General features: G+C 39.9%; 20 protein-coding genes. 11 read left to right on the top strand and 9 right to left on the bottom strand.

Annotated elements, in window-relative coordinates; genetic code table 11:
• The first annotated feature begins 20 nt into the window (after positions 1-20).
• Complete coding sequence (locus tag R0J88_RS08930; protein WP_410899709.1) at positions 21-1367, top strand: S8 family serine peptidase; 1347 nt, start codon at positions 21-23, stop codon at positions 1365-1367.
• On the opposite strand, the gene R0J88_RS08925 is transcribed toward R0J88_RS08930, so the two are convergent.
• The 3 genes from R0J88_RS08925 to R0J88_RS08915 all read right to left on the bottom strand — a co-directional run bounded on the left by R0J88_RS08925 (position 1351) and on the right by R0J88_RS08915 (position 5633).
• On the bottom strand, positions 1351-2304 hold the full coding sequence (locus R0J88_RS08925; RefSeq protein WP_410899708.1) for a hypothetical protein: 954 nt from the start codon (positions 2302-2304) through the stop codon (positions 1351-1353). The two genes, R0J88_RS08930 and R0J88_RS08925, sit on opposite strands and share 17 nt — an antisense overlap.
• A 62-nt stretch (positions 2305-2366) precedes the next feature.
• The gene (locus R0J88_RS08920; protein ID WP_410899707.1) at positions 2367-3260 is read right to left on the bottom strand and encodes a hypothetical protein; all 894 of its coding nucleotides are present in this window, start codon (positions 3258-3260) and stop codon (positions 2367-2369) included.
• Positions 3261-3395: 135 nt separating this feature from the next.
• Positions 3396-5633 carry an exonuclease domain-containing protein gene (locus tag R0J88_RS08915; protein WP_410899706.1) on the bottom strand — a complete coding sequence of 746 codons (2238 nt, stop codon included), beginning with the start codon at positions 5631-5633 and terminating at the stop codon, positions 3396-3398.
• 89 nt (positions 5634-5722) lie between these two features.
• On the opposite strand from R0J88_RS08915, the gene R0J88_RS08910 reads away from it, so the two are divergent.
• Positions 5723-6217, top strand: a complete 495-nt coding sequence (locus R0J88_RS08910) for a dual specificity protein phosphatase family protein (protein WP_410899705.1) — start codon at positions 5723-5725, stop codon at positions 6215-6217.
• 129 nt (positions 6218-6346) lie between these two features.
• Here the strand turns inward: R0J88_RS08910 and R0J88_RS08905 are convergent, their stop codons facing one another.
• The 5 genes from R0J88_RS08905 to R0J88_RS08885 all read right to left on the bottom strand — a co-directional run bounded on the left by R0J88_RS08905 (position 6347) and on the right by R0J88_RS08885 (position 13513).
• Positions 6347-6775 carry a DUF6491 family protein gene (locus R0J88_RS08905; RefSeq protein ID WP_410899704.1) on the bottom strand — a complete coding sequence of 143 codons (429 nt, stop codon included), beginning with the start codon at positions 6773-6775 and terminating at the stop codon, positions 6347-6349.
• 325 nt (positions 6776-7100) lie between these two features.
• The gene (locus tag R0J88_RS08900) at positions 7101-7820 is read right to left on the bottom strand and encodes a DUF6445 family protein (protein ID WP_410899703.1); all 720 of its coding nucleotides are present in this window, start codon (positions 7818-7820) and stop codon (positions 7101-7103) included.
• Positions 7813-8553, bottom strand: coding sequence for a SapC family protein (locus tag R0J88_RS08895; RefSeq protein WP_410899702.1), 741 nt, complete (start codon positions 8551-8553; stop codon positions 7813-7815). The genes R0J88_RS08900 and R0J88_RS08895 overlap by 8 nt, the downstream gene beginning before the upstream one ends.
• A 38-nt stretch (positions 8554-8591) precedes the next feature.
• Positions 8592-10148, bottom strand: coding sequence for a tryptophan halogenase family protein (locus R0J88_RS08890; RefSeq protein ID WP_410899701.1), 1557 nt, complete (start codon positions 10146-10148; stop codon positions 8592-8594).
• 71 nt (positions 10149-10219) lie between these two features.
• The gene (locus tag R0J88_RS08885; protein ID WP_410899700.1) at positions 10220-13513 is read right to left on the bottom strand and encodes a TonB-dependent receptor; all 3294 of its coding nucleotides are present in this window, start codon (positions 13511-13513) and stop codon (positions 10220-10222) included.
• A 353-nt stretch (positions 13514-13866) separates the two neighbouring features.
• Here R0J88_RS08885 and R0J88_RS08880 point away from each other — a divergent pair, with 353 nt between their 5' ends.
• From R0J88_RS08880 to R0J88_RS08850, 7 genes are all read left to right on the top strand, one after another.
• Positions 13867-14439: an RNA polymerase sigma factor gene (locus R0J88_RS08880; RefSeq protein ID WP_410899699.1), complete on the top strand. Its 573-nt coding sequence runs from the start codon at positions 13867-13869 to the stop codon at positions 14437-14439.
• Positions 14432-15526: a FecR family protein gene (locus R0J88_RS08875; protein WP_276756318.1), complete on the top strand. Its 1095-nt coding sequence runs from the start codon at positions 14432-14434 to the stop codon at positions 15524-15526. The genes R0J88_RS08880 and R0J88_RS08875 overlap by 8 nt, the downstream gene beginning before the upstream one ends.
• A gap of 36 nt (positions 15527-15562) precedes the next feature.
• Positions 15563-16993, top strand: a complete 1431-nt coding sequence (locus R0J88_RS08870; RefSeq protein ID WP_410899698.1) for a sugar porter family MFS transporter — start codon at positions 15563-15565, stop codon at positions 16991-16993.
• Between the two features lie 224 nt (positions 16994-17217).
• The gene (locus R0J88_RS08865) at positions 17218-18477 is read left to right on the top strand and encodes an OmpP1/FadL family transporter (RefSeq protein ID WP_410899697.1); all 1260 of its coding nucleotides are present in this window, start codon (positions 17218-17220) and stop codon (positions 18475-18477) included.
• Between the two features lies 1 nt (position 18478).
• The gene (locus R0J88_RS08860) at positions 18479-18892 is read left to right on the top strand and encodes a YeeE/YedE family protein (protein WP_410899696.1); all 414 of its coding nucleotides are present in this window, start codon (positions 18479-18481) and stop codon (positions 18890-18892) included.
• Between the two features lie 3 nt (positions 18893-18895).
• Positions 18896-19297, top strand: coding sequence for a DUF6691 family protein (locus R0J88_RS08855; protein WP_006793601.1), 402 nt, complete (start codon positions 18896-18898; stop codon positions 19295-19297).
• 102 nt (positions 19298-19399) lie between these two features.
• The gene (locus R0J88_RS08850) at positions 19400-20479 is read left to right on the top strand and encodes a mechanosensitive ion channel family protein (protein WP_410899695.1); all 1080 of its coding nucleotides are present in this window, start codon (positions 19400-19402) and stop codon (positions 20477-20479) included.
• 29 nt (positions 20480-20508) lie between these two features.
• Here the strand turns inward: R0J88_RS08850 and R0J88_RS08845 are convergent, their stop codons facing one another.
• A complete protein-coding gene (locus R0J88_RS08845; RefSeq protein ID WP_410899694.1) occupies positions 20509-22644 on the bottom strand; it encodes a TonB-dependent siderophore receptor in 2136 nt (711 codons plus the stop codon).
• A gap of 221 nt (positions 22645-22865) precedes the next feature.
• On the opposite strand from R0J88_RS08845, the gene zigA reads away from it, so the two are divergent.
• Both zigA and R0J88_RS08835 read left to right on the top strand, forming a co-directional pair.
• Positions 22866-24065, top strand: a complete 1200-nt coding sequence (gene zigA, locus R0J88_RS08840) for a zinc metallochaperone GTPase ZigA (RefSeq protein WP_410899693.1) — start codon at positions 22866-22868, stop codon at positions 24063-24065.
• Complete coding sequence (locus tag R0J88_RS08835; RefSeq protein ID WP_410899692.1) at positions 24065-24760, top strand: DUF1826 domain-containing protein; 696 nt, start codon at positions 24065-24067, stop codon at positions 24758-24760. The genes zigA and R0J88_RS08835 overlap by 1 nt, the downstream gene beginning before the upstream one ends.
• The last annotated feature ends 39 nt before the right edge of the window (positions 24761-24799 follow it).

Here is a 24799-nt window from a genome sequence, read left to right as displayed (position 1 = left end):
TTTAATAAAAGTAACCCACTATGAACATTAAAAACACACGCGTTAAACACATAATAGCCGCTTCGATTTGCATATTTAGCGCAACGAGCTCTGCCAATATAGTGAGAGTCGATCAAGTACTTGGGCAGTTAAACCCAATAGAGCAGCGTATTGAGCAAACTATAGAGCGCGCACAACGCCTGCCGCTTCCGCTGCCTGTACCACAAGTGTCGATTGATGAACTAAAAGCGCAAATTAGTGAGCCAATTAGCAGTTTACCTAATGTGCTTAACATTAATATAAATAGTCAAAACACCGCATTTGTTGAAGTAGAGCTAGAAAACGGCTTTAGAGCAATAGAGCGCCAATGGTTATTAATGGCAAATAGCCAACAACTTAATACCCTACAGCAGCAAAATGTGACTATTGTATCGGTAAAAAATTACAACGCACTTAACATGAGCTTAGTGCGCTTTAACGTGCCCCAAGGTGTTAATTCTAAAAGTGAGTTATTAAAAGCACTTAACTTAGATGAGTCTGCAATACTTGACCGAAACCACATATACCAAGCGCAAACTGGCGAGCCTACCGCAAAAGTAACACCAAATAACTCTATTGCCCCTTACTGCACACAAAGCGTAAAAATTGGCATGATCGACAGCGCCATTAATACCAAACACAGTGCTTTTGAAGGTACAAATATCACTACGCAAAGCTTTTTACCACAAGGGTTAAGCTCGCCAAATTTACACGGCACCGCCATTGCAGGGCTAATTACAGGTAAAGGCGCAAAACTTAACCCGCTTTTAAGCAATGCTAAGCTTTACAGTGCCGAGGTGTTTTATAGGCAATCTGAATATGCACAAGGGGCTACATTATTTGCCATAGTAGAAGCACTTAACTGGTTAGTAAGTAATAAAATACCCGTAATAAATATGAGCCTAACGGGGCCAAATAACGCAGTTTTAGAAACGAGTATTACTGCAGCAATAAAACAAAACGTGTTAATTGTAGCTGCTGCAGGTAACCAAGGGCCGGCGTCGCAGCCGTTATACCCAGGTGCGTATAAAAGCGTGATAGCGGTAAGTGCTATTGATGCAAATAACCAAATTTATAGATGGTCAAATAAAGGTGATTACATAGACTTTGCAGCCCTTGGTGTAAATGTTGTTACAAGCCAAGGCAATGGAAAATTTGGGAGGGAGTCGGGTACGTCAATGGCGGCGCCGCATGTAAGCGCGGTATTAAGTTGTTTATTGTTAGAGCATGGTAATAATAAAACCAAAGCACTTAACGAGCTTACATCGCTGGCCGTCGACTTAGGCGAGCAAGGCAAAGACACCACCTTTGGTTATGGTGCCATTTACCCGCCTAAAAGTGCACTTTAACTGACGCCGATAAAACCGATTGCGTATAGGTATTGCTACTAAGCTTTGATTGATAATCGCCATATTCAGCCTCGGCTATTAATGTTACGTGCTCAAATAAAGCTAGGTTATAAAACGCATTAACGACATTTCGGTGCTCATCTCGCGACGGTATTTGCTCAAAAAAATCATCCGTTGTTTGCTCATCGTAATCTTTATTTTGATAACGCCAGCCTGCGCCCACTTTATTCGCTACATTAAAGGCCGTAAATTTGTGCGTAACTTTAGTAGTAAAACCGTAGCCGTTAAAGTCGTATTGGTTGTCGTCGGCGTTTTCTTTATCGGCACTTAGCGCTGCCATTAGCATGGTTTGGCCGTTATTTATAAAATGATAAAGCGCTACATCGCCGCCTACGCCGTCGGCATTACGTGCTTTTGCAGTAGCAAAACGTTTAGCTTTGGTTTTTACACTCATACGCAAATACGTATGCGGGTTTAAAAAATGGCCATAGTAGGCGCTGGCTTGATTAAAATGTAAAAATGGTTCGCCATCTACATTTGCTTTTGCACCATCGTAACGAACCCCTAGCTCATGGCTATTAAAACTATAGCTGCCATCTAAACCATATTGATGCAGGTCTAAATCGTATTGATCAAACTCATCGTAGTCTTGTTGTTCAAACTTATAGCTTGAGGTTAATTTAGCGCTTTTAGTTAATTGCCATTTTGCATTAACACCGGCTGCGGTTTTTATGCCGCTGTCGCTTTGCGACGAAATATCGTCAAGCTCTTGAACAGAGAGCGCCGAGTTACTTAATACCCCAACTTCAGCATCAGCATTTAGCTCAAAGCTACTTTTAAAGGGCTTATTTTGCTCAGCTGTTTTAATGTGGTTAGTTTGTGCAAGCACCGCTTGGGCACTAAAAACACACAAAGTGGCGGTTATAACTGCTTTCATATTTATTCTCCAACAGGCCGAATAGGTTTCCCTATTCGGCATTTGTGCAAATACTTGGCGTATTAAAGGCCTAGGTCTAAATCGTTAGTAATGTTGGTTACTACTTCACTTGCGGTGCTGAGTGCTACATCGTTACTAACTTGATCAGTGACCGCTGCACTCACCTGCCCACTAACACTTTGCTGTACCGTGCTTTGTAAACTGCTAACCGTACTATCTTGCACACTGGCAATTAAAGATTGCTGAACATTGTTTACTACTTCATTACTGGTATTAATTGCATCACCCATTTGCAGTGCAGAGCTCACTGAGTTTGCAGCCGTATTAGTAATTGCTAATTGGTTTGTAAGCTCACCCGCATTAAGCGCATTAGTTGCATCAGCTTGTGTTACTGAATCGGTTGCGCTACTTACATTTGAAAGTAAAGAGGCATCGGCTGGTGTATCTGTGGTGTCTGGCTGAGCGCCTTGCTCAGAGGTAACATAACGTAATGACGACTGGCTCACAGCGGTTGTTAAATTACTCGCCGATGAGGTTAACTGCGCTGTTGCATCAAGCGCTGTATTGACTGTGGTATTGCTTGTGGAATTGGCTGTGGCATTTAAAGACGAGGCCGATGCATTTAATGCATTATTTAAAGATCCGCTGGCAGATGCAACCAATGTATTTGCAGGCTCTGCGGCCTCACTGCTTTCTTGCGCTGGAGTTTGCGTGTTACTAGCCGTTGAATCTGTGTTTTGCGAATCATCAGCCGTTACTTGTGTATCGTTAGATACGTTTGACTCGTTGCTACCACTGGCTGTTAAACCATTTTGTGAAAGCGCAATAGATGAAGATGATTGTTGCTGCGCCGACGTTGACTGAGATAGTTCAATATCAGCGGCGTGCACTGCACCTGTAAAAGTACACACACCGCTTAACATCATTACGCTTACAATTTTATTTAATTTAGTCATTGTTTTGTCCTCTAGTTTGTCGGATTGACATAAAGAAGACGATTTACAAAAACACTTTATTCCAAAATAAATTAAAAATTTATAATAAAGCTACTTATTATTTAAATTTCAAATACTTAAAAATAAGATAATAAGCTACTGCGTTAGCGTTTCACTTTTTTGTATCAGCAATAACAGCTCAGCAGTGGCAGTTGCATCAGCCAATGCGCGGTGATGGCTGGTTAAGTTTAAATTAAAATGCGCGCTAAGGTTACCAAGCGAATACGACTTTAACCCTTTAAACGCTCTGCGCGATTCAACCACGGTGCACATTTTTGGCATTTTAAAAAAGTGCCCTGCAATCTCACATTCTTTTTTAATAAAACCGTAATCAAAGTTCACGTTATGGGCTACAAAAATACTGCCTGCAAGTTTATCTAGTAGTGGCTGTGCTATATCGGCAAATACAGGCGCGTTGTACACCATGCCATCGCTTATGCCGGTCAATTTAGTAATAAAGCTTGGGATATGGCGCTGCGGATTAATAAGTGTCGTCCAGGTATCTATTACTTTACCGTGCTGTACTTTAACTATGCCAATTTCGGTAATGCGGTTACCACCTTTTAAGCTGCCCGTAGTTTCTATATCAACCACGCTATAAATACGGTTAGGGTCTACAAACCATTTAACTGCGGCAATATGTACCATAAAGCCTACATTTTTTAAATTATCAATAGTGGTAAGTTGGTTGCGCCTAAGCTTATCGCCTGGGGCTTTTACCTCTTCAAAATGTACTTGGCCATTATTAATAACCATTAAGTCGGGGTAGCCGTCTTTTAGCTGTAAATAGTGTTTGCTCATAGCCGTTAAGTGCGCAATTAACGCTTCAAGCGGGCTGTTTAAAATAAGTGCCTCTAGTGGCTCTAATAAATTGCTGCGCCATCTAAATAAACCATTGGGCTGCTCAAAATACTGCGCGGCATGCTTACATACCAAATTAAGCAGCGCATGATTAGTGCTACAGCTTTTTAAACGTGCGTCAATTTGCGTGCTTTGTGCTTCATAAAAATTACCAAGCTGTAAAACTTGCGGGTAAATATCAAATTCATTACACGGCGGGTATGGTGACTCTATAAATAACTCGTGCCAAAATACTAAGCCAAACAAGCTTTGCCATAAGGTGTTTTCGGTATTAAAAACCGTTAACCCTTTTGCACTGTAATGCTCATTTACGCCTTGCTCTACATCGCCTCGGTAAATTTCGTCAATTTCAAGCACACATTGGGTATCGGCTAGCATAGTGCTTAAGCGCGAACGCGTTTGTTTATTATACTTACGCATTAAAAAGTCATCAGCAAAGTACAGTAAATCGTCGGTGAGCGGGTTTTCTATAATTTGCTCTAGCTGCGCTTTTACCCACGCTTTATTACCTAGGCGGTATTGCTCTCTTATTTGAATTTCTTGTGCTTCGGCGTAATCGGTGCAGCCTTCAAGTAGGCTAAAGGCAAGTTCGCTATCGGTATTTTTAAGTTGTTTGTACAGCCTAACCAGCAGTTTGTTTTTAATGTCGTGCGCTTGTGCGCCATGCGCCGGTTGCGCTAATACTAAATGCGCAAGCTCGGTGTAAGGGGCTTTGTCATCCAAGGTTTCATCTTTTGTATTACCGGCTGTTTTGCCAATGTTTTTAAATGCTAAACGGTAACGATTTAAAACGTAATTAGATTGCGCCTCAGCGAGTGTATTAAAGCGTGACAAGCTCTCGCTGTGCCCTTCGCGGGTAGCGGTTAACCCTAAATCGCGCATAACAAAGCGGTTTTGATGGTTTACATCGCCACTACTTAAGCGCCCTGCAAATAAAAACTCAAAATACTCGTAATAATCTTCACGGTTATTTATCACATATTGGCTATATAAAGGGGCTAAATCATCTGCGCGCTCACTAAAAAATTGGCACGCAATAGTGACCAACTCCCCTTTAGCTGCGCTTTTCTTAAAGCTTACTTGCTCACTGTAATTACTGAGTAACTCCACCAGCATGGACTTGGTTAAATGCGCTATAAGCTGCTTGTAATGCTGTGCGTTTGGCTCATATAAAATACCCGCTGTTTTTAGCGTATAAATAGCCTGATGCGGCGAAGTTATTTCTTCATAATTAAGCGATTGCGCCTGCACTAAATAAGGTTTGCGCGAATACACACGCGCCAACATGCATTGGCTTTGCTCATCTAGTTGGTTAATTTTACTAATAAATTCACTATGTTTAGGCTCAAGTAAATGCATACATTTACTTGTTACAAACTCAATAAGTTCTCTAAAATGCGCTAAATAGTATTTTGCTGGTAATTCTTTTTTCATAATACCGCCACAACTGTATATAAAAACAGTATCTAGCATTTGTGCTTATTATTCAATCTTAAACTTGTAACTAAAACACGCTATAGTGAGCGTATAAAAGTAAATTTATTAAAAATAAAGGACTTACCATGAGCGCGCACCCGTACGATATTTTATCACTCAGTAACGGCGCAAATATTATTTTTACGCCTTGCCCTGGTACAAAAACGCAAAGCCTAGCGGATTCAATCGCTACATTAAAAGCCGCTGGCACTCACATGCTGCTTTCACTTATGCCACAAAAGGAGCTCGAAAAAAACAACGTACAAACAATTAATAGTGAGTGCCAAAAGCACGATATAACTTGGTTTCATTTACCTATAAATGACGACGAAGCACCCAAACAGCCTTTTATATCAAGCTGGAACACACACAAAACAGAAATATTACAAGCCATACAGCAAAAACAAACCATTGCCATACATTGCAAAGGCGGCACTGGCCGCACAGGGTTGGTTGCTGCGCTTATTTTAAATTCAGCAGGTTACACAAAGGATGAAGTGTACAGCTTAGTACAAGGTATTCGCCCTAAAGCACTGACTATAGAATTACAAAAAGAGTACTTTGAAGAGTTTATGATTTAGGTATTTACGAGGTGTAACATTAACCTGGCATGGCTTTGATATTAAATCTAGAACTAAAAATGCGTTTATTCAACGTTTCTTAAATAATAGTTGACCTTAAAAGGTCAACTATTATTGTTGTTATTAAATTCAACTTTGGATAGGATTTCCAATACTTTCTAAATACTCTGTTTGGCCAGCAGTAAGTGGGTAAATCGATTTTATAAAACATTTTTTTGTAGGTTGTTCAATGGTAGAAATTGAATCCCCTTCCTTATGTATAACAAAATTAGAAAAGCGGTTTAACTCAATTCCATGAGATTCATTTAGGTCATGGCAAGTGCCCTGGGTTTCAATCAAATAATCTTTTTTATGTGCCGCTGAAATAATTAAGAATTTATCAGAAAGTGGTTTCCAACCTTTAAACCTAAAGCTATTGATTTTATCTTCACCTGCTAAGTTTTCTTCAGACAAGTACTTTGCATATGCTTGGTCTTTTTCTTTCAGTGAAATATTGCTTGTTGCTGAACAGCCTAAAAGTACTGTTGCTGTTAATGTAATAACTAAAATGTTTTTCATAAATTATCCCTATAAATTAAAATAATTAGGTAGATTACAAATGTATATTTATTGCGAAAACATACAACTTAGTAGAGCTTAATTTTTACACTCACTCTAAGAAGAACAAAAAATACACAGCCAACTTTACAATAGAATGTTATTTTATCTTTGTCACCTTTTTGTTAACATTTTAGGTAAATTTAAAGTATTTTATTTTATAAAAGAGGTGGCAATAAATCCCCTTTTATAACTTTAAGATATATGAATTCTAAAAACCATTTATAAAAATCAATTTATAATCATATGAATTAGCGTCTACCCGCTGCAAACAACACATTAATAGTCAGCACAGAACCACAAAGCTACTAATAGTTAAACGCCCATTAATTGGTTCGCAGGTATAACCGTTAGCTGCATTTATATTCCCGGAATGCAATAAGTTGCTTGGATATATAACAACCCGATTTAGCTTTGCCTCTAAACTGTAAACTTGCTCAAACAAAGCTGTGCTGCCATTTATATAATGTGGGTTTTTATGAAGCTTTTGTGCCATGGCTTGTTGCTTTATAGCTTGCCTATAAGGGATAAGTCGCTCTTTTGTTATGCGTTCATACCCCAGGGCTTTATGTTTATAAAATGAAGTACCCCCATGTGTTTCATCACATAAAAAATGCACCATAGCAAGTTGGTTCATATTAGGTGTGTCAAAATGGGGAAGCATTTGTATTGGCCTGAGTTTATCAGGCTCTGTACATGCAATTGAAAAGGCAGAAAGTATTACATCAAACTCGCTTTTATCTGCCATATTAAAGTGTGAATTAATAATTGGCGACAGTGCTTTTAGCTGCTCTATATAACTATGCGGTGCTGCTTTTCTTACTCCTGGATAAAAATCACTTTCTTGTGCGTAAAATGTTTCCCTCGTATTTTGAGAAAACACAGCAAAATTAATTAGCGCATCTACATTATTTACAAAATCATCAATAACAATTATTGGGGTTTTTTCCTCCCCTACAGTGTGTATGTGTAACACCATATTTTTGTTAAGTGTAAAATCAATCATCGGCTAAATTAAGCACCGCATTTTTACGCTCTATTAATGGGTATATCTGACCAAGTGAGGTTATTACTGTATAAATGGCAGGTAATAAAGCACTTTGATGTAAAAGCGTAATTTGATCACTATTAAGTTGTGAGAGCTTTTCTTGATTAATAGTGTATAGGCCGTTTAACTTTGTTTTTTTGTTATTTTCAAACGTTACTTCAAGCGATAATGGCTGTAGTAGTTCATACTTTAACAACGCATCAATTAACTTTTTATTGTCTATTTCGCCTTGTAGTAAATGCCCTAAACACTGCTTTATTTGTTTAAAATAGCCACTTTCTTCTGCGCTTTGGGTATAAATTGGTTCTAAATTATTTTCGCTTTGCGCAGAGTTATCAACTACTGCAGGGCTGTTTAAATTAATACACACAGGGTATTGCGTCTGCTTTGCATGCGTATCACCAACAAAAAATGGCTGACGCTGTAACTGAAGCGGTAAATATACGCCCTGCCACTGTGATTGCTGATAAAACAAGTTCTCATGTTGCTCAAAGCCTAATAAAGCATTGAGTGTAAACTCGCCTGTTTCTGAGTTTTTTGCAAAAACTATAGGCTGCTGAACGGCAATTTGGCTAAGCTCCGCCATAACTACGGGGATCATATTAAGATTTTTAGCGTGTGATTGTGCTTTTTGTGTATCTATTTTTATATGCTGATGAGCACTTTGCTCTAATGCGACTAAATTTTCCATGCGTGTCTCTTTATTGTTTTTATGTGTAATTTTTTAAGCTAAATAGCACTAAAACCATGGTGCTTAATTTTATTAAGCAGCTCTCGGTTACTAGGTAAGTTAGTGACTGCTTGGTTTATCATGCTCTTATTTTTATCAAACTGACTTTTAGCGAAAACAGTGTCTTTAAGCATATAGGCAGTTGTGCTGTAATCACTTTTAAAGCCCATGCCGTATAAAACATATTGATAACTAGCCGCTGGAAACACCTCATTATTACTTGTAAAGTCGTGATCAGCAGGAGCGCGGTATTGCCACAACTTCATTAGATCTTGTAAGCTTTGAGGAATCGTTTTTGGGTCTCTGTTATCACGCCAAAATGCGTTATCGTCACGGTTTGATAAAATATAATGCAGTTTTAAAAAGTCGATTATTTTTTCCCACCTATAGGTAAACGTCTCGTTAAAGCGTTTGGCGGTAATATCCATAATATCGCGGGTCTGGGGGAGTTGTTCGCTTATCATTTGCGCTGACATTTCTACTAATACCAATGCAGAGGCTTCAAGCGGCTCTAAAAAACCAGCTGAAAGCCCAACCGCAACACAGTTGTTCTGCCAAAAGTGTGAGCGATGGCCACTTTTAATAGGGATTTTTCTAATTGTTAACGACTCTATTTTATCGCCAACATACGCTTTGAGCTTTTCGCGTGCTTCAGCTTCGCTACTATATTTACTCGAATACACGTAACCTACACCACGGCGGTGCTGTAATCCTATATCCCATATCCAACCTGCTTCTTGCGCTGTTGAGATTGTGTGGGATGCAATACGCTCATCTTCATTCTCATAAGGGACTTGCACTGCTAAGGCGGTATCAATGAATAGCACGTCATCGCACGGCTTAAAAGGAACCTTATAATGCTCACCTAATAACAATGAAGAAAAGCCGGTGCAATCAACAAATAAATCACCGCTAATTTCACCTTGTTGCTTTGTAGTAACGCTTGCAATATCGCCATTATTAGAACTATTAACCTGCGTCACATCGGCTAAAATATGTTTAACGCCAAGCTGCTGCGTACAATGCTTTTGTAAAAAAACGGCAAATTTTGCAGAGTCTAAATGGTATGCATAGTTGGCTATAGCTGCGTATTCTGGTGTGCGAATAGTTTTAGGGGCAAGTCCTTGCTCACAAATAGCTTCTTGGTAACACACTGCGTTTGAAAAAGACGTTGACTCAGCGGTGTTATTTAACCAGTGGCCAGCCATATCTGTTTTTGAAAAGCCCTGTGGCAAAACTAATGGGTGATAATAAAAATCATCCTCGGAGCCATCCACCCACTTGGCAAATTTTGCTCCTTGCTTAAAGCTTGCTTCACACTCGCGTATAAAATCAGTTTCGCTAATACCAAGTGCTATTAATGTACTGCGCATGGTAGGCCAAGTACCTTCCCCAACACCTATAATTGGTACATTTGGAGACTCAACGAGAACAACATTAAGGCCATCCGGGGTATTACTTTTGTGGTGCGCCGCTAATCGTCCGGCTGTTAGCCAGCCCGCTATACCACCACCAACGACAACCACTGTTTTTATTTTTTTATTTTGCTGGTTCATACTTGTTACCTATAAAGGCATATTGAAAAAGTGGCTATTACTAATTGTAAAAGCCACTTTATTAATTAAAGTTAAAAACTACCGCGAATACCTAACGCAAAACGTCGTCCGCTGTCTTCAACCAACAATAATTGATTAGAAAAACGACCACGCTTGTGCACGTATTCTTCGGTTAAGTTAATACCTTCAAAAAATACCGATACATTTTCGGTAATGTCATAGCTGCCGCTAGCATCAAGTTGTGCGTAATCTTCTACAATGGTTACACCATCGCCATTTAGCTGTGTTAGTGACTGTACAAAGCTATCGCGCCAGTTATAAGCTAAACGCGCTTGAAATGGGCCATTCTCATAAAAGCCAACCACATTATAAGAGTCGCTTAAGCCTGTTAATGCAAAAACTTGAGTTATATCTGCAGAGTCTAACTCTGCATCGCTGTCTACAAATGTTGCATTAACCATAAAGCCAAAGCCACTATCAAAACTATGTTGTAAGGCGACTTCCCAGCCATCAACAATCGCCGATTCGCTATTATTGGGCAATGTATTAGTGAATACAGCCGTCGAGTCGGCAGCATCAGGGTTATCTACATCGTTACCTGTAGAGGGGTCAGTTAACAATCCGCCATCAGACAACTCAAAAGTTAAGTCTTCGGTCGTATTAATAATGAAGTTAGCAACATTTTTTCTAAAGTAACCCGCAGATAAATAACTGGCATCAGCGTAATACCACTCTAATGATAAATCTAAATTATCAGAGGTAAATGGCTCAAGCGCTGGGTTACCAGAGCTTGATGTTAAATTGCCGCCTTGGCGAGTTGTTTCAATTACTGTTACAGGCGACATACTGTCGAGTGTTGGTCGTGTAATTGTTTGAGATACAGCAGCACGTGCTATTAGCTCATCGTTTATTTCAAGCTTTACACTAAAGTTAGGTAAAATCGCTTCGTAATCTGAACTTGCTGAGATATTTTCTACAGCGCCAAAGTTAGCAAGCATTTCTGTTTTATCTAGAATGGTTAACGCACTAACCGGCTCATCGGTCCCCTTTACGTTTACATCAGTGCTTTCGTATCTAAAGCCCGCTGTTGCGTATAAAGGCATGCCTGCAAGCTCAGCTTCAAAATCGAATTCTGTATAAAATGAGAACGTATCTTCAGTTATCTCAAACGACTTATTACGTTTAACTGCATCAAAACTAATAGGCTGACCATTCGCCGCAGCTATTTGCTCAAGGTACGCAAAGTTTGCCTCGCCATCGTGTGCAAGCCATGACGTTGGCATACGACCGCTGCCGCTTACATCAGATAAAAAGTCATCTCCTGCGTCAAATACAAATTGTGCTAAGCCATCCATGCTTGGGTTATCCGGGTAACCACAAAAAGTACAGTGAATACCAACACCTTCGTTATCCCAACGATCAAGATTTTTAGTTTCAGTTGAATACATAGCACCAAACTTGACCGAAACTAGGCCTGAGCTACCATCGTTATGCCAAATGCTATCCCAACGAAACTGATCCACGGTATCTTCTACAGCCCAACCACGACGTAGCATTACATGTGCTCGGCTATTGGCGGTATCTAAATGATTTGATACGCCATCGGGCGTAACTGCAGGGTTATAAGCAACACCGTCCAGCTCTTGCTGGCCGCTGTAAATATTAGGGTTAGCAGAGGCAAACTCACTCGCGTAAGGCAAAATACCGCCATCCACTTCAAATCGAACTCGGTTAGCATAGCCAATCAAGGATAGCTGATCGCCACCGCCGTTATTAGCCTCACGCTCAGCTTTTGAGTGGCTCAAATCAAACTTCATATTTAAGTTATCGTTTACATGCCAATCAAAGTTTAAGCCTAGTGCGCTAGAGCTTGTTAAGCGATCAAACTTTTTAGCGTGCATATCGGTGGCAAGGCCTACCTCTTGATATAAATCAACCACTGTGCCATTTTCGTCTACGGTTGGGCCTGCAGCCCCGCCAAAGCCTTCTAGGTTTGGCGCTGTAAACCAATGCCCATAAGACGTGGTGTCAGCTTCAACATCAAAATCAGAATAAAGCCCATCAGCTGTTATAACTAAATCATCTGAAGGTGCATACTGTATAACTAAATTTGCATTAGTGCGTGTACGTGTTTCTGTTGTTACTTTATGATCGTAGTTACGCGGCGAAAAAATATTTCCGGTATATGCTTGCCCACTTTGAGTTTGCGGGTTTGGGACGCCCACATTCTCCAACCAACCGTCTACTTGAGCCTGATTTAAGCGTGTTTCGCGCTCCTGGCGAGAAACAGCAAACAACACACCCAATGTGTCATCATTAAATGTATTACTAATTAATCCAGAAATTTCAGGTGTGGTTTCTTCGCTATTTTCATCGTAAATACCCTTAACACTGCCCGCAACTTTAAAGCCATTAATAGCAAATGGGCGCGCTGTATTTACATTTACTGTTGAACCAATACCACCTGACTGCTTTGTGGCTGTTGAGGTTTTAAATACGTCTAAGCTTTTAACCAGCTCTGATGCAATAGTATCAAAGCTAAACGCACGGCTTTGATTTTCAGAGGCCATTTGGCGTCCATTTACGAGCACTGTATTAAACTGCGGGCCAAACCCACGTACTGTAATGAGCTGCCCTTCACCGCCTGAACGGTCTATTGAAACCCCTGTAATACGCTGTAAAGACTCAGCTAAATTTGTGTCAGGAAATTTACCAATATCTTCAGCTGAAATGGAGTCAACCACGCCACCCGCTTCTCTTTTGGCATCCATAGCTCGGCCAAGCGAGCCTCTAATTCCGCGTACTTCAATTATTTCTGGTTCTTGTGCTGCTGTCTCTGCTACTGCAGGGAGCGTTGCCATTGTGCTTAGTACAGCTAGTACAGCACTCGACACGCCATTTTTTTTATAGTTAGCCATGTTGTCAGTTCTCTCGAAGCTTGGATCTATTAAAATAGATATTTGCCCATCTTCGCTAACATGCGGTTGCAAACCTGTGCCATCGAGTAAAATCTGTAATGCGTTTATTATTGAATACTCGCCAGCAATAGTATTTGTTTGTAACTGCTGAATTTTATCCAGCGGAAAAAGCAAAGTAATATCGGCTTGCTCGGCAAAATTTATTAGCGATAAATCGGCCCTTTGTCTGGGAATATTAAACACTGCTTTATCGTTTACAGGGCTCGCTTTTACCTCGGTGGTGAATAAGCTAAAAACCAGCACATAAATTGGTAAACAAAGCGGCAAATGCACATATTCCTTGTGTATAGTTTTTGGCCATACACTGAACAAAGACGAGTGACTTTTTATTTTCCTCCATAAATATTTTTTATTTTTTTTAAATAAATTATTTTTTTGACTTGCCATGATAATTTGTTTTTGCCTTGATTATTTTTATTGTTAGCGCGTTTACTTGTATTTTTAAACGATTAAAAATACAGTCCAAATTGCCATTTTTTACTTATTAATTAAAAAGTTAAAGTTTTTAAAATGAATAATCAGTACCTGATGAGGTATTTGTAATGAAAAAAACTGTAGTACACTTCGCCTTTACATTACAAGCTTTATGCCCCGTGCGGTTAATGAACATTAAATTTAAAAAATAAAATGCTGATTTATTTTTTAAATTTAATGGCGGATTTTTTCTTACCATTCGTCTTAGTTTGTAGTGGCAAAACAATAACAATAATTGCCGTAAACACACACGAGACACACATTAAATGACGAAAAACACACTTTTTTATAAGGTCTATTTGGCCTCGCGCAAAAGTCTCTCAAATGTAGTTGCACGCATAGTGCCGCCACATGAAATTGAAGATATAGTGCAAGAAACTTATGTGCGAATTTGTCAGATTAAAAACACTGAAAACATAAGCTCACCAAAATCTTTTATTTATAAAACGGCGCGAAATTTAGCGCTCGATTACCAAAAGCAAGCCAATATACGCCTAGTCGATGGGATCGACAACATGGAAGCGTTAGAGCAACTCTTAGCGGAGCATCAGCAAGACGAAATGTATGAAAAAGCACTCACCGATAGTGAGTTTTCTAATTTTTGTGAAGCCATACGGCTTTTACCCGTGCAGTGCCGCAAAGTGTTTGTATTAAAAAAAGTGTATGGTTATTCGCAGCGAGAAATTGCTGCTCAATTAAACCTTAGTGAAAGTACCGTGGAAAAACATATAGCAACAGGCATGAAACGTTGTACGCAATTTATGCGTCAATCTAAAAAAAGTGTTTATGAGCAACCAAATACTTCTTCCCAGCTAAATGCAGGAGGTAGGAATGACTAATATTTATCACATAAACGAGCGTAACACTAGCGACGATTCGCGCCTTGATGAAGCCAGTGAGTGGCTGGCTAAACTTGACCGTGGATTGGCTAAATCCGAAGAGCAAGCGCTAAAGCAATGGTTAGCACAATCTTATAAAAATGTAGAGGTGTTACTTGAAGTAGCACAGCTGTGGGACAAAATGGACGACCTTAGCCGCTTGTCAGATCTATTTCCACAAACACCAGTAAAACAAAAACGTCTCCCTGTGTGGTTAGGTGCAACAGCTGCATCTATTTTATTAGCTGTTGCACTTAGCTTTTTTCAAGAAGCGTTTAACTTTTCATTTTTTTACCCGGTTAATCAATCAGCAGTGGTTGCTAAACAGCTTAATTTTCAAACCGACGTAGGTGAAAGTAAGGACATACTGCTTTCTGATAAAAGCAAAATCACCTTAAACACAAATAGCTTCGTTCAAGTGAGGTATACCCAACACACTCGCGTAATAAATTTACTACGTGGCGAAATTCATATAGACGTAGCTCACGATAAAATGCGACCTTTAAGTGTGATCGCGGGTGATAAAGTTATTCAGGCTGTTGGTACTGCATTTAATGTAGAAGTAGGCCAAAAGCAAATTGAACTGATTGTGACAGATGGCAAAGTCCTTGTTGCAGAACAAAAAACCAAATCGTTACCCAACCTTTCCCTGGGGACTAATAAACAAGGACAGTATTTATCAAATAGTTCAACTTCGGTGTCAAAGGGAGAAAAACTTGATTTAAGCTTTAAAGGTAAAATTGCTAAAGCGGTCGAAAAAGTTGATCCTATAGATGTAGCCGCTAGATTATCTTGGCGCAAAGGTAGCTTAATATTTAGAGGTGAATCACTTGCTGAAGCCATGGCTGAAATCAGCCGCTATACAAATATAGATTTTGAGCTTTCAGAAGATGACCGTCTCAAACAAGTACAAGTAGCTGGCATGTTTAAAACGGGCGATATTAAAGGACTATTAGAAGTATTAAACAATAATTTTAATATTGATTATGAGAGAGTTAGCCCTGATATAATTCGTCTAAAATACGCTGCACCACACGTCTCAATTTAGTAAAGTACACAATAATAAAAACTAGGACACACAATTATGACATCACCTATCTCGCCGAGCAGTCATAGCTCGGCGCACACATTGGGCACATGCTCTCTTTTTTATGTAATTTTTATCTCTGCAGTGGCTGCTATTGGTGGCTTTTTATTTGGTTTTGACTCGGGTGTTATTAACGGCACGGTGTCGGCACTCGGTAATGCGTTTAATTCAAGCAGTGTAGCTACGGGGTTTAATGTGGCCTCGGTATTATTAGGGTGCGCCCTGGGGGCTCTTGCTGCGGGGCCGCTGGCTGATAAATTTGGTCGCCGTGCAATTATGATCATCACCGCGATTATTTTTGCTATTAGTGCGTTTGGCTCAGGCATTAGCGAAAGCTCGGCCGAGTTTATTTTTTACCGCTTATTTGGTGGCTTAGGTATTGGTGCTGCATCGGTATTGGCGCCGGCTTATATTGCAGAAGTTGCACCACCCGCACTTCGTGGTCGTTTAGCTACATTACAACAACTCGCTATTGTATTGGGTTTATTTGCTGCGTTTTTAAGTAACTATTTAATTGCTGATGCAGCTGGTAGTGCTCAAAATATTTTAATGCTTGATATAGCCGCTTGGCGCTGGATGTTTTGGGTTGAACTTGTGCCTGCAATACTGTTTTTAGTGGGTGTGTTGTTTATTCCTGAGTCGCCTCGTTATTTAGTAGCGCAAGGTAAAGTAGACGATGCAAAAACGGTATTTAGTAAAATTTCGAACGACAGTGCTGATGCGCAAATAAGCGATGTTAAAAGCTCCTTACGTAGCGATAAAAAGCCAAGTATTCGCGATTTATTTATTGATGGCAGTAAAAAAGTACACCCAATTGTTTGGGCGGGTGTTGCGCTGAGTGTATTTCAGCAATTTGTAGGTATTAACGTGGTATTTTATTACGGCTCTGAGCTTTGGCAAGCTGCTGGGTTTGACGAGTCGCAATCGCTATTTATAAATGTATTAGCGGGTACTACTAATATTGTATCGACCTTTATTGCTATTGCCCTTGTTGACAAAATTGGTCGGAAACCACTTTTACTTGTGGGCAGTGTGGGTATGTTTATTAGCTTAAGTGCGCTTACTTATATATTTGGCAGCGCAGGCCTTGATGAAGCAGGCAAGCTTGCACTTAGCGATAACATGGGTACGTTTGCGCTTATAATGGCTAACTTATTTGTGGTATTTTTTGGTTTAAGTTGGGGCCCGGTTGTGTGGGTGTTATTAGGCGAGATGTTTAATAACCGTATTCGCGGCGCAGCGCTTGCTGTTGCTGCAAGCGCACAGTGGATTGCTAACTTTGCCATTACCATGACCTTCCCTATTATGCTGGCTAATATTGGCCTTGCAGGTGCGTACGGCTTTTATGCGTTATCGGCACTTATTAGTATATTTTTTGTTGTTAAATACATTAAAGAGACCCGAGGTAAAACACTTGAGTCTATGTAATTAGCCCAATAAAAAGCGGTGAACCCTCTCACCGCTTTGTATTTTTTAGTTAAATGATTGATTCAACAGTTGTATGCAAGGATTAAGAAGTTACTGCGCTAAATATTGGATTCACTACCCACCCTTAATATTCTTTTTTACTATAAGTAATCGATTTAAATTCCTTTTTTGAATATAGAAAATTAGCTATTGTCCGCCTTTTCCAACTACGTATGTCTGTCAAAATGAAAAATAAGTTAGTATCTGGTTTGGCCCTAACCTTTACCCTAGGTTCTTTTAACGTACTTGCTACCAATGGGTATTTTACTCATGGTTATGGCATGACCCACAAAGGCATGGCAGGTGCGGGTGTTGCGCTATCGGAAGAATTGATGTCGGGTGCAAATAATCCTGCTAGCTTTAATGTAAATGACACTGAAATTTCAGTTGGGTTAGAGTTATTTTCACCTGATAGAAAATACACAGCTTCATCTGTAGATACGTTTTATCCTAATGCGCTTTATCTTGAAGCAAAAACCCAAAAAAGTGATAACACGCTATTTGCTATTCCTGAATTTGCCATTGGCCACCAGCTCAATGACAAAATAAATATTGGCTTATTAGTTTACGGCAATGGCGGCATGAACACCGACTACAACGCCGAGTCAGAACCCGAAGGCACATTTTATGCTGGCACGACTGGCGTTAATTTAAAGCAGATGTTTATTAGCCCAACTATTAACTACCAGTTAAATGAGCAAACAAAAGTGGGGGTTTCACCTATTTATGTTGTGCAACAGTTTAAAGCGACAGGCCTTGGAAACTTTGCGCCTTTTTCGCAATCGCCCCAAGCGCTTACAAATAATGACACCGACACCAGCACAGGTTTAGGTGTACAAGTAGGTATAACTCAAACCGTAGGCACATCGTTTAGCTGGGGTGCCAGTTACCGCTCATCGGTGTCTATGGAAGAGTTTGATAGCTATAAAGGTTTATTTGCAGAAAATGGTGGCTTTGATTTACCAAGCTCGATTCAAATTGGTGCCGCTTATAAGTTAACGCCTACAAACCAAGTTGTATTTGATTGGCAAAAAATAAACTACAGTGAAGTTAAAAGCATTGCCAATCCAATGAGTAACTTAATGTCTGCACCTTTAGGTGCAAGCGCAGGTGCAGGGTTTGGCTGGGAAGATATGGATATATATAAACTAGGCTATCAGTGGCAGCGCACTGCAAAGCAAAAAATTCGCTTTGGTGTTTCATACACGCAACAGCCTATTCCATCGTCTGAGGTGTTATTTAATATTTTAGCGCCGGGTGTACAAGAGTGGCATTTTACAACGGGTTTTAGTCATAAAGTTAGCGAAAAAGTACAATTAAACGCTATGGCTTTTTACTCGCCAGCTAAAAAAGTATCGGGTGCAAACTTTTTAGCGCCTAACCAACAATTATCAATTGAAATGCAACAGTCTGGTGTTGGTGTATCTATTGTTTGGGGAATTTAAAATGGTAACCGAATTTACGCCCATTTCAGCCGCTTTAGGCGGTGCTTTAATAGGTATAGCCTGCGCACTATTACTGGTTTTATTTGGCAAAGTAGCCGGTATTTCAGGATTAGTTAAATCGCTGTTCACCCCATTAAAACCCGATAATGTATGGAAAGTATGCTTTATTGCAGGCTTACTAATTGCAGGCGTTGCTACCTTATTTGTTGCACCTGAATTATTAGAGGGCGATTTAAATATACCCTCTTGGTTAATTATTGTAGCGGGCCTTTTAGTGGGTGTAGGTACTTCACTTGCTAATGGTTGTACAAGCGGGCATGGCGTGTGTGGTATGTCGCGTTTTTCTTCTCGCTCTTGGGTTTCAACATGTGTGTTTATGCTTGTTGCCGTTATCACTGCTAACTTAATTGGATAAAACATGAAAGCAATTACATCGGTGTTTTTAGGCTTTATTTTCGGCTTAGGTCTTATTATTAGTGGAATGACTAACCCTGATAAAGTACTCAATTTTTTAACCTTTGGTGAGAACTGGGATGGCAGTTTAATTATTGTAATGGCGGTAGCCATGGGAATAATGATGTTGGCGTGGTTTTGGGTTTCTAAAAAAGACAGCCCATTTTTTGGTGAAACATTTAGCCTGAGTAATCTAAAAAATGTAGATCGTAGATTAATTACGGGCTCTGTTTTGTTTGGTTTAGGGTGGGGATTGAGTGGTATTTGCCCAGGCCCAGGCTTGGTTCAGTTAGTGTCACTCAAAATGGAGTTTTGGCTGTTTTTTGCCTCCGTGTTGAGTGGAATGTGGTTGGCTAAAAAAATATAAGCGACTATTGCCGAGCTTGTCTCGGCAATACACTTTTTTTATTCTAAACATAGGTACATAACTTGCTGTAATAAATATAAATATATTTATTAGGTTTAAGTTATGCTCAAAAATACGCTTGATGTTATTAATAACACCCCTTGGTTGAGTACAGTAGCTTACCTTTCAATCATAACTATACTCTTGTTTTTTATTCGTTTTTTTATAATGTATTGGTTACAAAAGTGGACATCAAAAACCACTTTTACATTCGATACCCTACTTCTTGACTCAATATCTAAACCACTCACACTTTGCACATTTATTGTGCTAATCACCATTTTGGAGCACGATACATTCGTTATTGACCCCGAGTTAGCGAAGCGAATTCCGTTCAACAGCATCAATATTGTATTAGCTTTACTTGCGCTTATTTTCTTTTTAAATCACTTTATTATTGGCACAGTTAATCACTACGCTAAACAATCAGCCGTTATATTCAATTCTCAAAGTATTATTAAGGGAGTTATTCGCGTTACATTGTTTTCAGTAGGGTTGTTGGTTTTATTGGGCACCTTGGGTATTTCAATTACGCCTATTATTGCATCTCTTGGTATTACGTCATTGGCGGTGGCACTTGCCCTGCAACCCACCCTTGAAAACTTTTTTTCGGGCGTGCAGCTTGTTATAGATAAACCCATACGTGTGGGGGATTTTATTGAGCTTGAGTCAAAGGAGCAAGGCTTTGTAGAAAAAATTGGTTGGCGCTCTACGTGGGTTAAAATGCTGCCAAATAATATGATTATTATTCCTAATAGTCAGCTTTCTAAATCGCGTATTATTAATTACTTTTACCCCGAAAAAGAGCTGAGTGTACCTGTTGATGTAAGCGTTCATTACAGCTCAGACCTAGAATTTGTAGAGCAGGTAACGCTTGAAGTTGCGCGACAAGTCCTGATTGACCATGAGTGGGGCGTTGATGATTACAATACCTTTGTGGTGTATCACACCTTTGATAACTCAAGTATTAATTTTACAGTAATGCTGCGCGCAAAAGAGTACTTTAATCGGTTTTGGGTTAAATCTGCTTTTATTAAAGCGCTACACAAACGCTATAACCAAGAAGGTATTGTGATCCCCTTCCCTATTACAGCTATTAACACAGCGCAAGAAGCCGCTAATTTTAATAGTGATAAAAATTAAGCGCGAGATAAGCTAGCGCTTAATTTACTTTAAAATTTATAGGTTACTTGGCCTACTATTTCACGTGGGCTGCCCGGGAAGTGGCCGTTACGCTCACTAAAGCCACTTACTGCATATTCTTTATCAAATATATTATTAATATTTACACTTAATAACACATCGTCAAAGCGGGTAGTCCAGCTCATATCAAATACAGTAAAGGGTTTAACTTTTTGGCCATCTTGGCTTATTTGCTCGCTTACGTAATTTGTACCAAATGCAATAGACGAATCTATGTTATCAAGCGCAAAACGTGACCATAAACCAGCCTGATGGCGCGGCGCATTAGCAAAACGAGAGCCATCACCGTAGGTGCTTGAAATAGTATCGCCCGTTACCCCCTCAACAACCAGTGTATCGTTGTAGGCGTAATTAGCGGTTAGCGTCCAGTACTCGGTTAAATCGCCCACCAGCGTTGTTTCAAACCCGCGGCTTTCTACCTCACCAATATTTAAAAGTGCTGCAATGCCGTCACCCGCGCCCGTGTCGTCTGGGTTACTCATTACTACGTTTTCTTTATTAATTTGGTAAATAGCAAAGGTGCTCATAATTTTGCCATTAAGCCATTTGTTTTTCATACCAATTTCGGTTTGTTTACCGGTTTCTGGGGTTAAATTACCCTCGCCCTCTACATCTTCTTGATCGCCCGATGATGCTGGGTTAAAGCTTTCTGAGTAATTTATGTATACCGATGTGTTTTCAACAGGTTGGTATGTAACAGCCACGCGCGGTGTTACATCGTTATCTGAGTAACTGTAACCGGTTTCTTTGTTTAGCTCTTTAAAATGGTCATAGCGCAGGCCTGCAATCACGGTCCATTGCTCGTTAATGCTTACAACATCTTGTACGTATAGGCCAAAACAGTCGGTTTCAACACCATCGCGGTTCATGTCGGTAATGTTATAAGTACTTGGGTCGGTTTTGCCGTAATTTAAGTCAAATATGTTTAAGTTAGCCACGCCGTCCGCTTCATAGCGGGCGCGTAAGTAATCGTACTCGGTATCAACTATGTGGTAGTCGCCACCAAATAATACTTGGTGTGCTAATTGGCCTTGCTCAAAGCTATAAACAAAGTCGGTGGTTAAGCTTGTTTCTTCGTTGGCGCGGTATTGCTTACGGTATTCGCGTTTAATGGTTTCGTCATCAATGTTGGCTTCACCATCGCCGTTTACATCTACCCAGCTTTGCGACTCATGGTAGGCTTGGTCGCGTTCGTTATCCATGTAACGCAGTGTGCTACTTACAGAAAAATCATCATTAAAGTAATGCTTTAACTCGGCTTGCAGCACTAACGCTTCCATGTCTTGGTAGTCAAATGCTTCGTTTGCGTTGTAACTTGGGTCAACTAAAAAATTACCGTTGTCATCTACCGGTACACCACGTAAACGGTTACCGCCTAAGTCTTGTTTGATGTAGTCAACAGTTGTGGTTAGTGTGGTTGAATCTGTTAAATCAAATAATAAACCACCGGTAAACTCACTGTTTTTTGAATCTGCATTATTACGAAAGCTGTCTTGCTCCTCGTAATAACCACCTACACGATACGCCATGGTGTCGGTTAAACCGCCGGTCATATCAAGTGATGCACCACGTGTGTTGTAATTGCCAAGCGTTAGCTTTAGCTCTTTGCTTTGCGTGTACGAAGGCTTTTTAGTCACATAGTTGATCATACCGCCTGGCTCACCACCACCATATAACGCAGAGGCTGGGCCTTTTAATACTTCTACACGCGCTACATTAAATAATTGGGGTACACCAAAGCCCGAATACGGGTCGCCACGTACGCCATCGTAAAATACATTGGCATCGTCTCTAAAACCACGAAAAGTAACGCCTGAATAACTGTACTCACTTACTCCGGCTATTGAGCGGTATAAATCGGTAATGTCGCGCGCGGCTTGGTCAATAATAAGCTGCTCGGTTAATACCTGCGCAGATTGCGGTAATTTAATAAGATCTAAATCCGTTTTAGTCCCAATTTTACTTTCGGTTTCTAGGTAAAACTGCTGAGCGCGGCCTGTTACTTCAATTGTTTCAATTTCGTTATTTTGCTCGGCAAATGCCACATTAGAAAAAGCAGAAAAAGACGCAGCAATACTGAGCGCCAAATATTTTTGGTTAAACATGTTGATCCAGAGAAGATGATTACAAGTCAACGCAAATGATAACGAATATCATTACCACGTGCAATGTAAATAATTTCATATTCATCCTAATTTTTCGAATGAAGAGTTTTGAGCAACACACTAAATTGGCAACTCAGCTTTGAATAAATTAAGAGCATTACTGGAATACAGTATTGATATAATATAACATATCTAAAAATGCAATTTAGTAAGATTATTAAATGATAAATAAACTGCCCGTCACAGTGTTATCAGGTTTTTTGGGGGCTGGTAAAACTACTGTACTTAGTCATATTCTTAATAACAGGCAAGGTAAAAAAGTCGCCGTCATAATTAACGATATGAACGATATAAATATCGATGCCGCAACAATTAAAAGTGATGTATCGCTCAATCACAGTAACGAAAAACTAGTCGAAATGAGCAACGGTTGTATTTGCTGTACCCTACGAGAAGACTTACTTATTGAAGTGGGCAAACTTGCCAAAGATGGGCGTTTTGATTACCTCGTCATTGAATCTACAGGTATATCTGAGCCCCTCCCCGTTGCAGAAACATTCACCTTTGCCGACGAAAACGGTGTTTCACTTGGTGATGTTGCCACCCTCGATACCATGGTAACAGTGGTTGACGCGGTAAACTTTTTAAACGACTACGAACTAGCAAATGATTTACAAGATACCGGCGAATCATTAGGAGAAGACGACGAGCGAAGCGTTGCCGACTTACTTGTTGACCAAGTTGAATTTGCTGATGTTATTTTAATTAGTAAAACTGATTTAATTACAAACAATGAATTAAATAAACTTACTGCTATTTTAAATACGCTTAACACTCAAGCTAACATTATTCCTATATCAAACGGGCATATTAATATTAACCAAGTGCTAAACACCGGTTTATTTAATTTTGAACGTGCCCAACAAGCATCGGGTTGGCTTAAAGAAATGCGTGGTGAACATATTCCCGAAACCGAAGAGTATGGTATTAGCAGCTTTAATTACACCGCGCGCCGCCCATTTGACCCTGAAAAGTTTTATAACTTTTTGCACAACACCGAGCAGTTTGGCAAGCTTATTCGTTCTAAAGGATATTTTTGGTTAGCAACACGTCCTTTATTTTGCGCGCAGTGGAGCCAAGCTGGCGGTATAGCGCATTACGGGTTTGCAGGCATGTTTTATAAAGCAATACCTAAAAAAGACTGGCCCACAGAGCCCGAACTACTTGCTGATATAAACAGTAAGTGGTTAGAGCCCTTTGGTGACATGCGCCAAGAGCTTGTTTTTATTGGTCAGTCGTTAGATAAAAAAGCCATGATTAAAGCGCTTGATGACTGCCTACTCCCAGAAGATGCTGTTCTAAAAGGTAAAGATTTTTGGAAAACCTTTAACGACCCGTTTCCTATTTGGGAGGAAGAGTAATGAATGCCCTAGCCCCAATAACAGCCCAAGTAAAACCGGCTGAACCGCTATACCGAAGAGCAGCTAAAGAGTGTGACGCCAATGTATTGCCACAAATTTATAACCAAGACACTAACATTGTTATTTGGCAAAGAGACCTTGAGCAAACATTAACAAGTGCAGTTAATACACTCATTAGCGCTAATGCTTTAAAACCAATTGAGCTTGCGGTATCGCCCGATGATGCGTTTGATCAATTAATAAAAGCGCTTAAGCCTGAAGATAATAACCGCGATGAAATTAAAGCTTTGTGTGAAGACATTGCACTGTTGGTTGAAATGTTTTGCTGCCTGTTTGATTTAAAACGCGCCGGTTTAAGGCTAAAAATATTAGATAAACCTATGTGCCCGCGTTTTCATGTAGACAAAATTCCGTGCCGATTAGTGACTACTTACCAAGGTGTTGCTACGCAGTGGTTAAATCACAGCGATGTAGAGCGCTCAAAGCTAGGTGCAGGTAATTTAGGTAAGCCTGATGAGGAGTCTGGCTTATTTAATAGCCTAAATAATATTAATCAACTCCAGCAAGGCGATGTTGCGCTACTTAAAGGCGAGTACTGGGATGATAACGAAGGCGCAGGTTTAGTGCATCGCTCACCCCCTGTCCCGACAACTATGAGTAGCCCTAGATTACTACTTACTCTCGATTTTATATAAAATTAAAGCGCCATTCATAAAGGCCATATTTTGTCTGGC

Source organism: Pseudoalteromonas sp. SIMBA_162, from assembly GCF_046535955.1.
In the GTDB taxonomy this organism is placed as follows: domain Bacteria; phylum Pseudomonadota; class Gammaproteobacteria; order Enterobacterales; family Alteromonadaceae; genus Pseudoalteromonas; species Pseudoalteromonas marina.
Note: the sequence above shows the minus strand (reverse complement) of the source record. Positions and strands in the feature narration are given on the sequence as shown.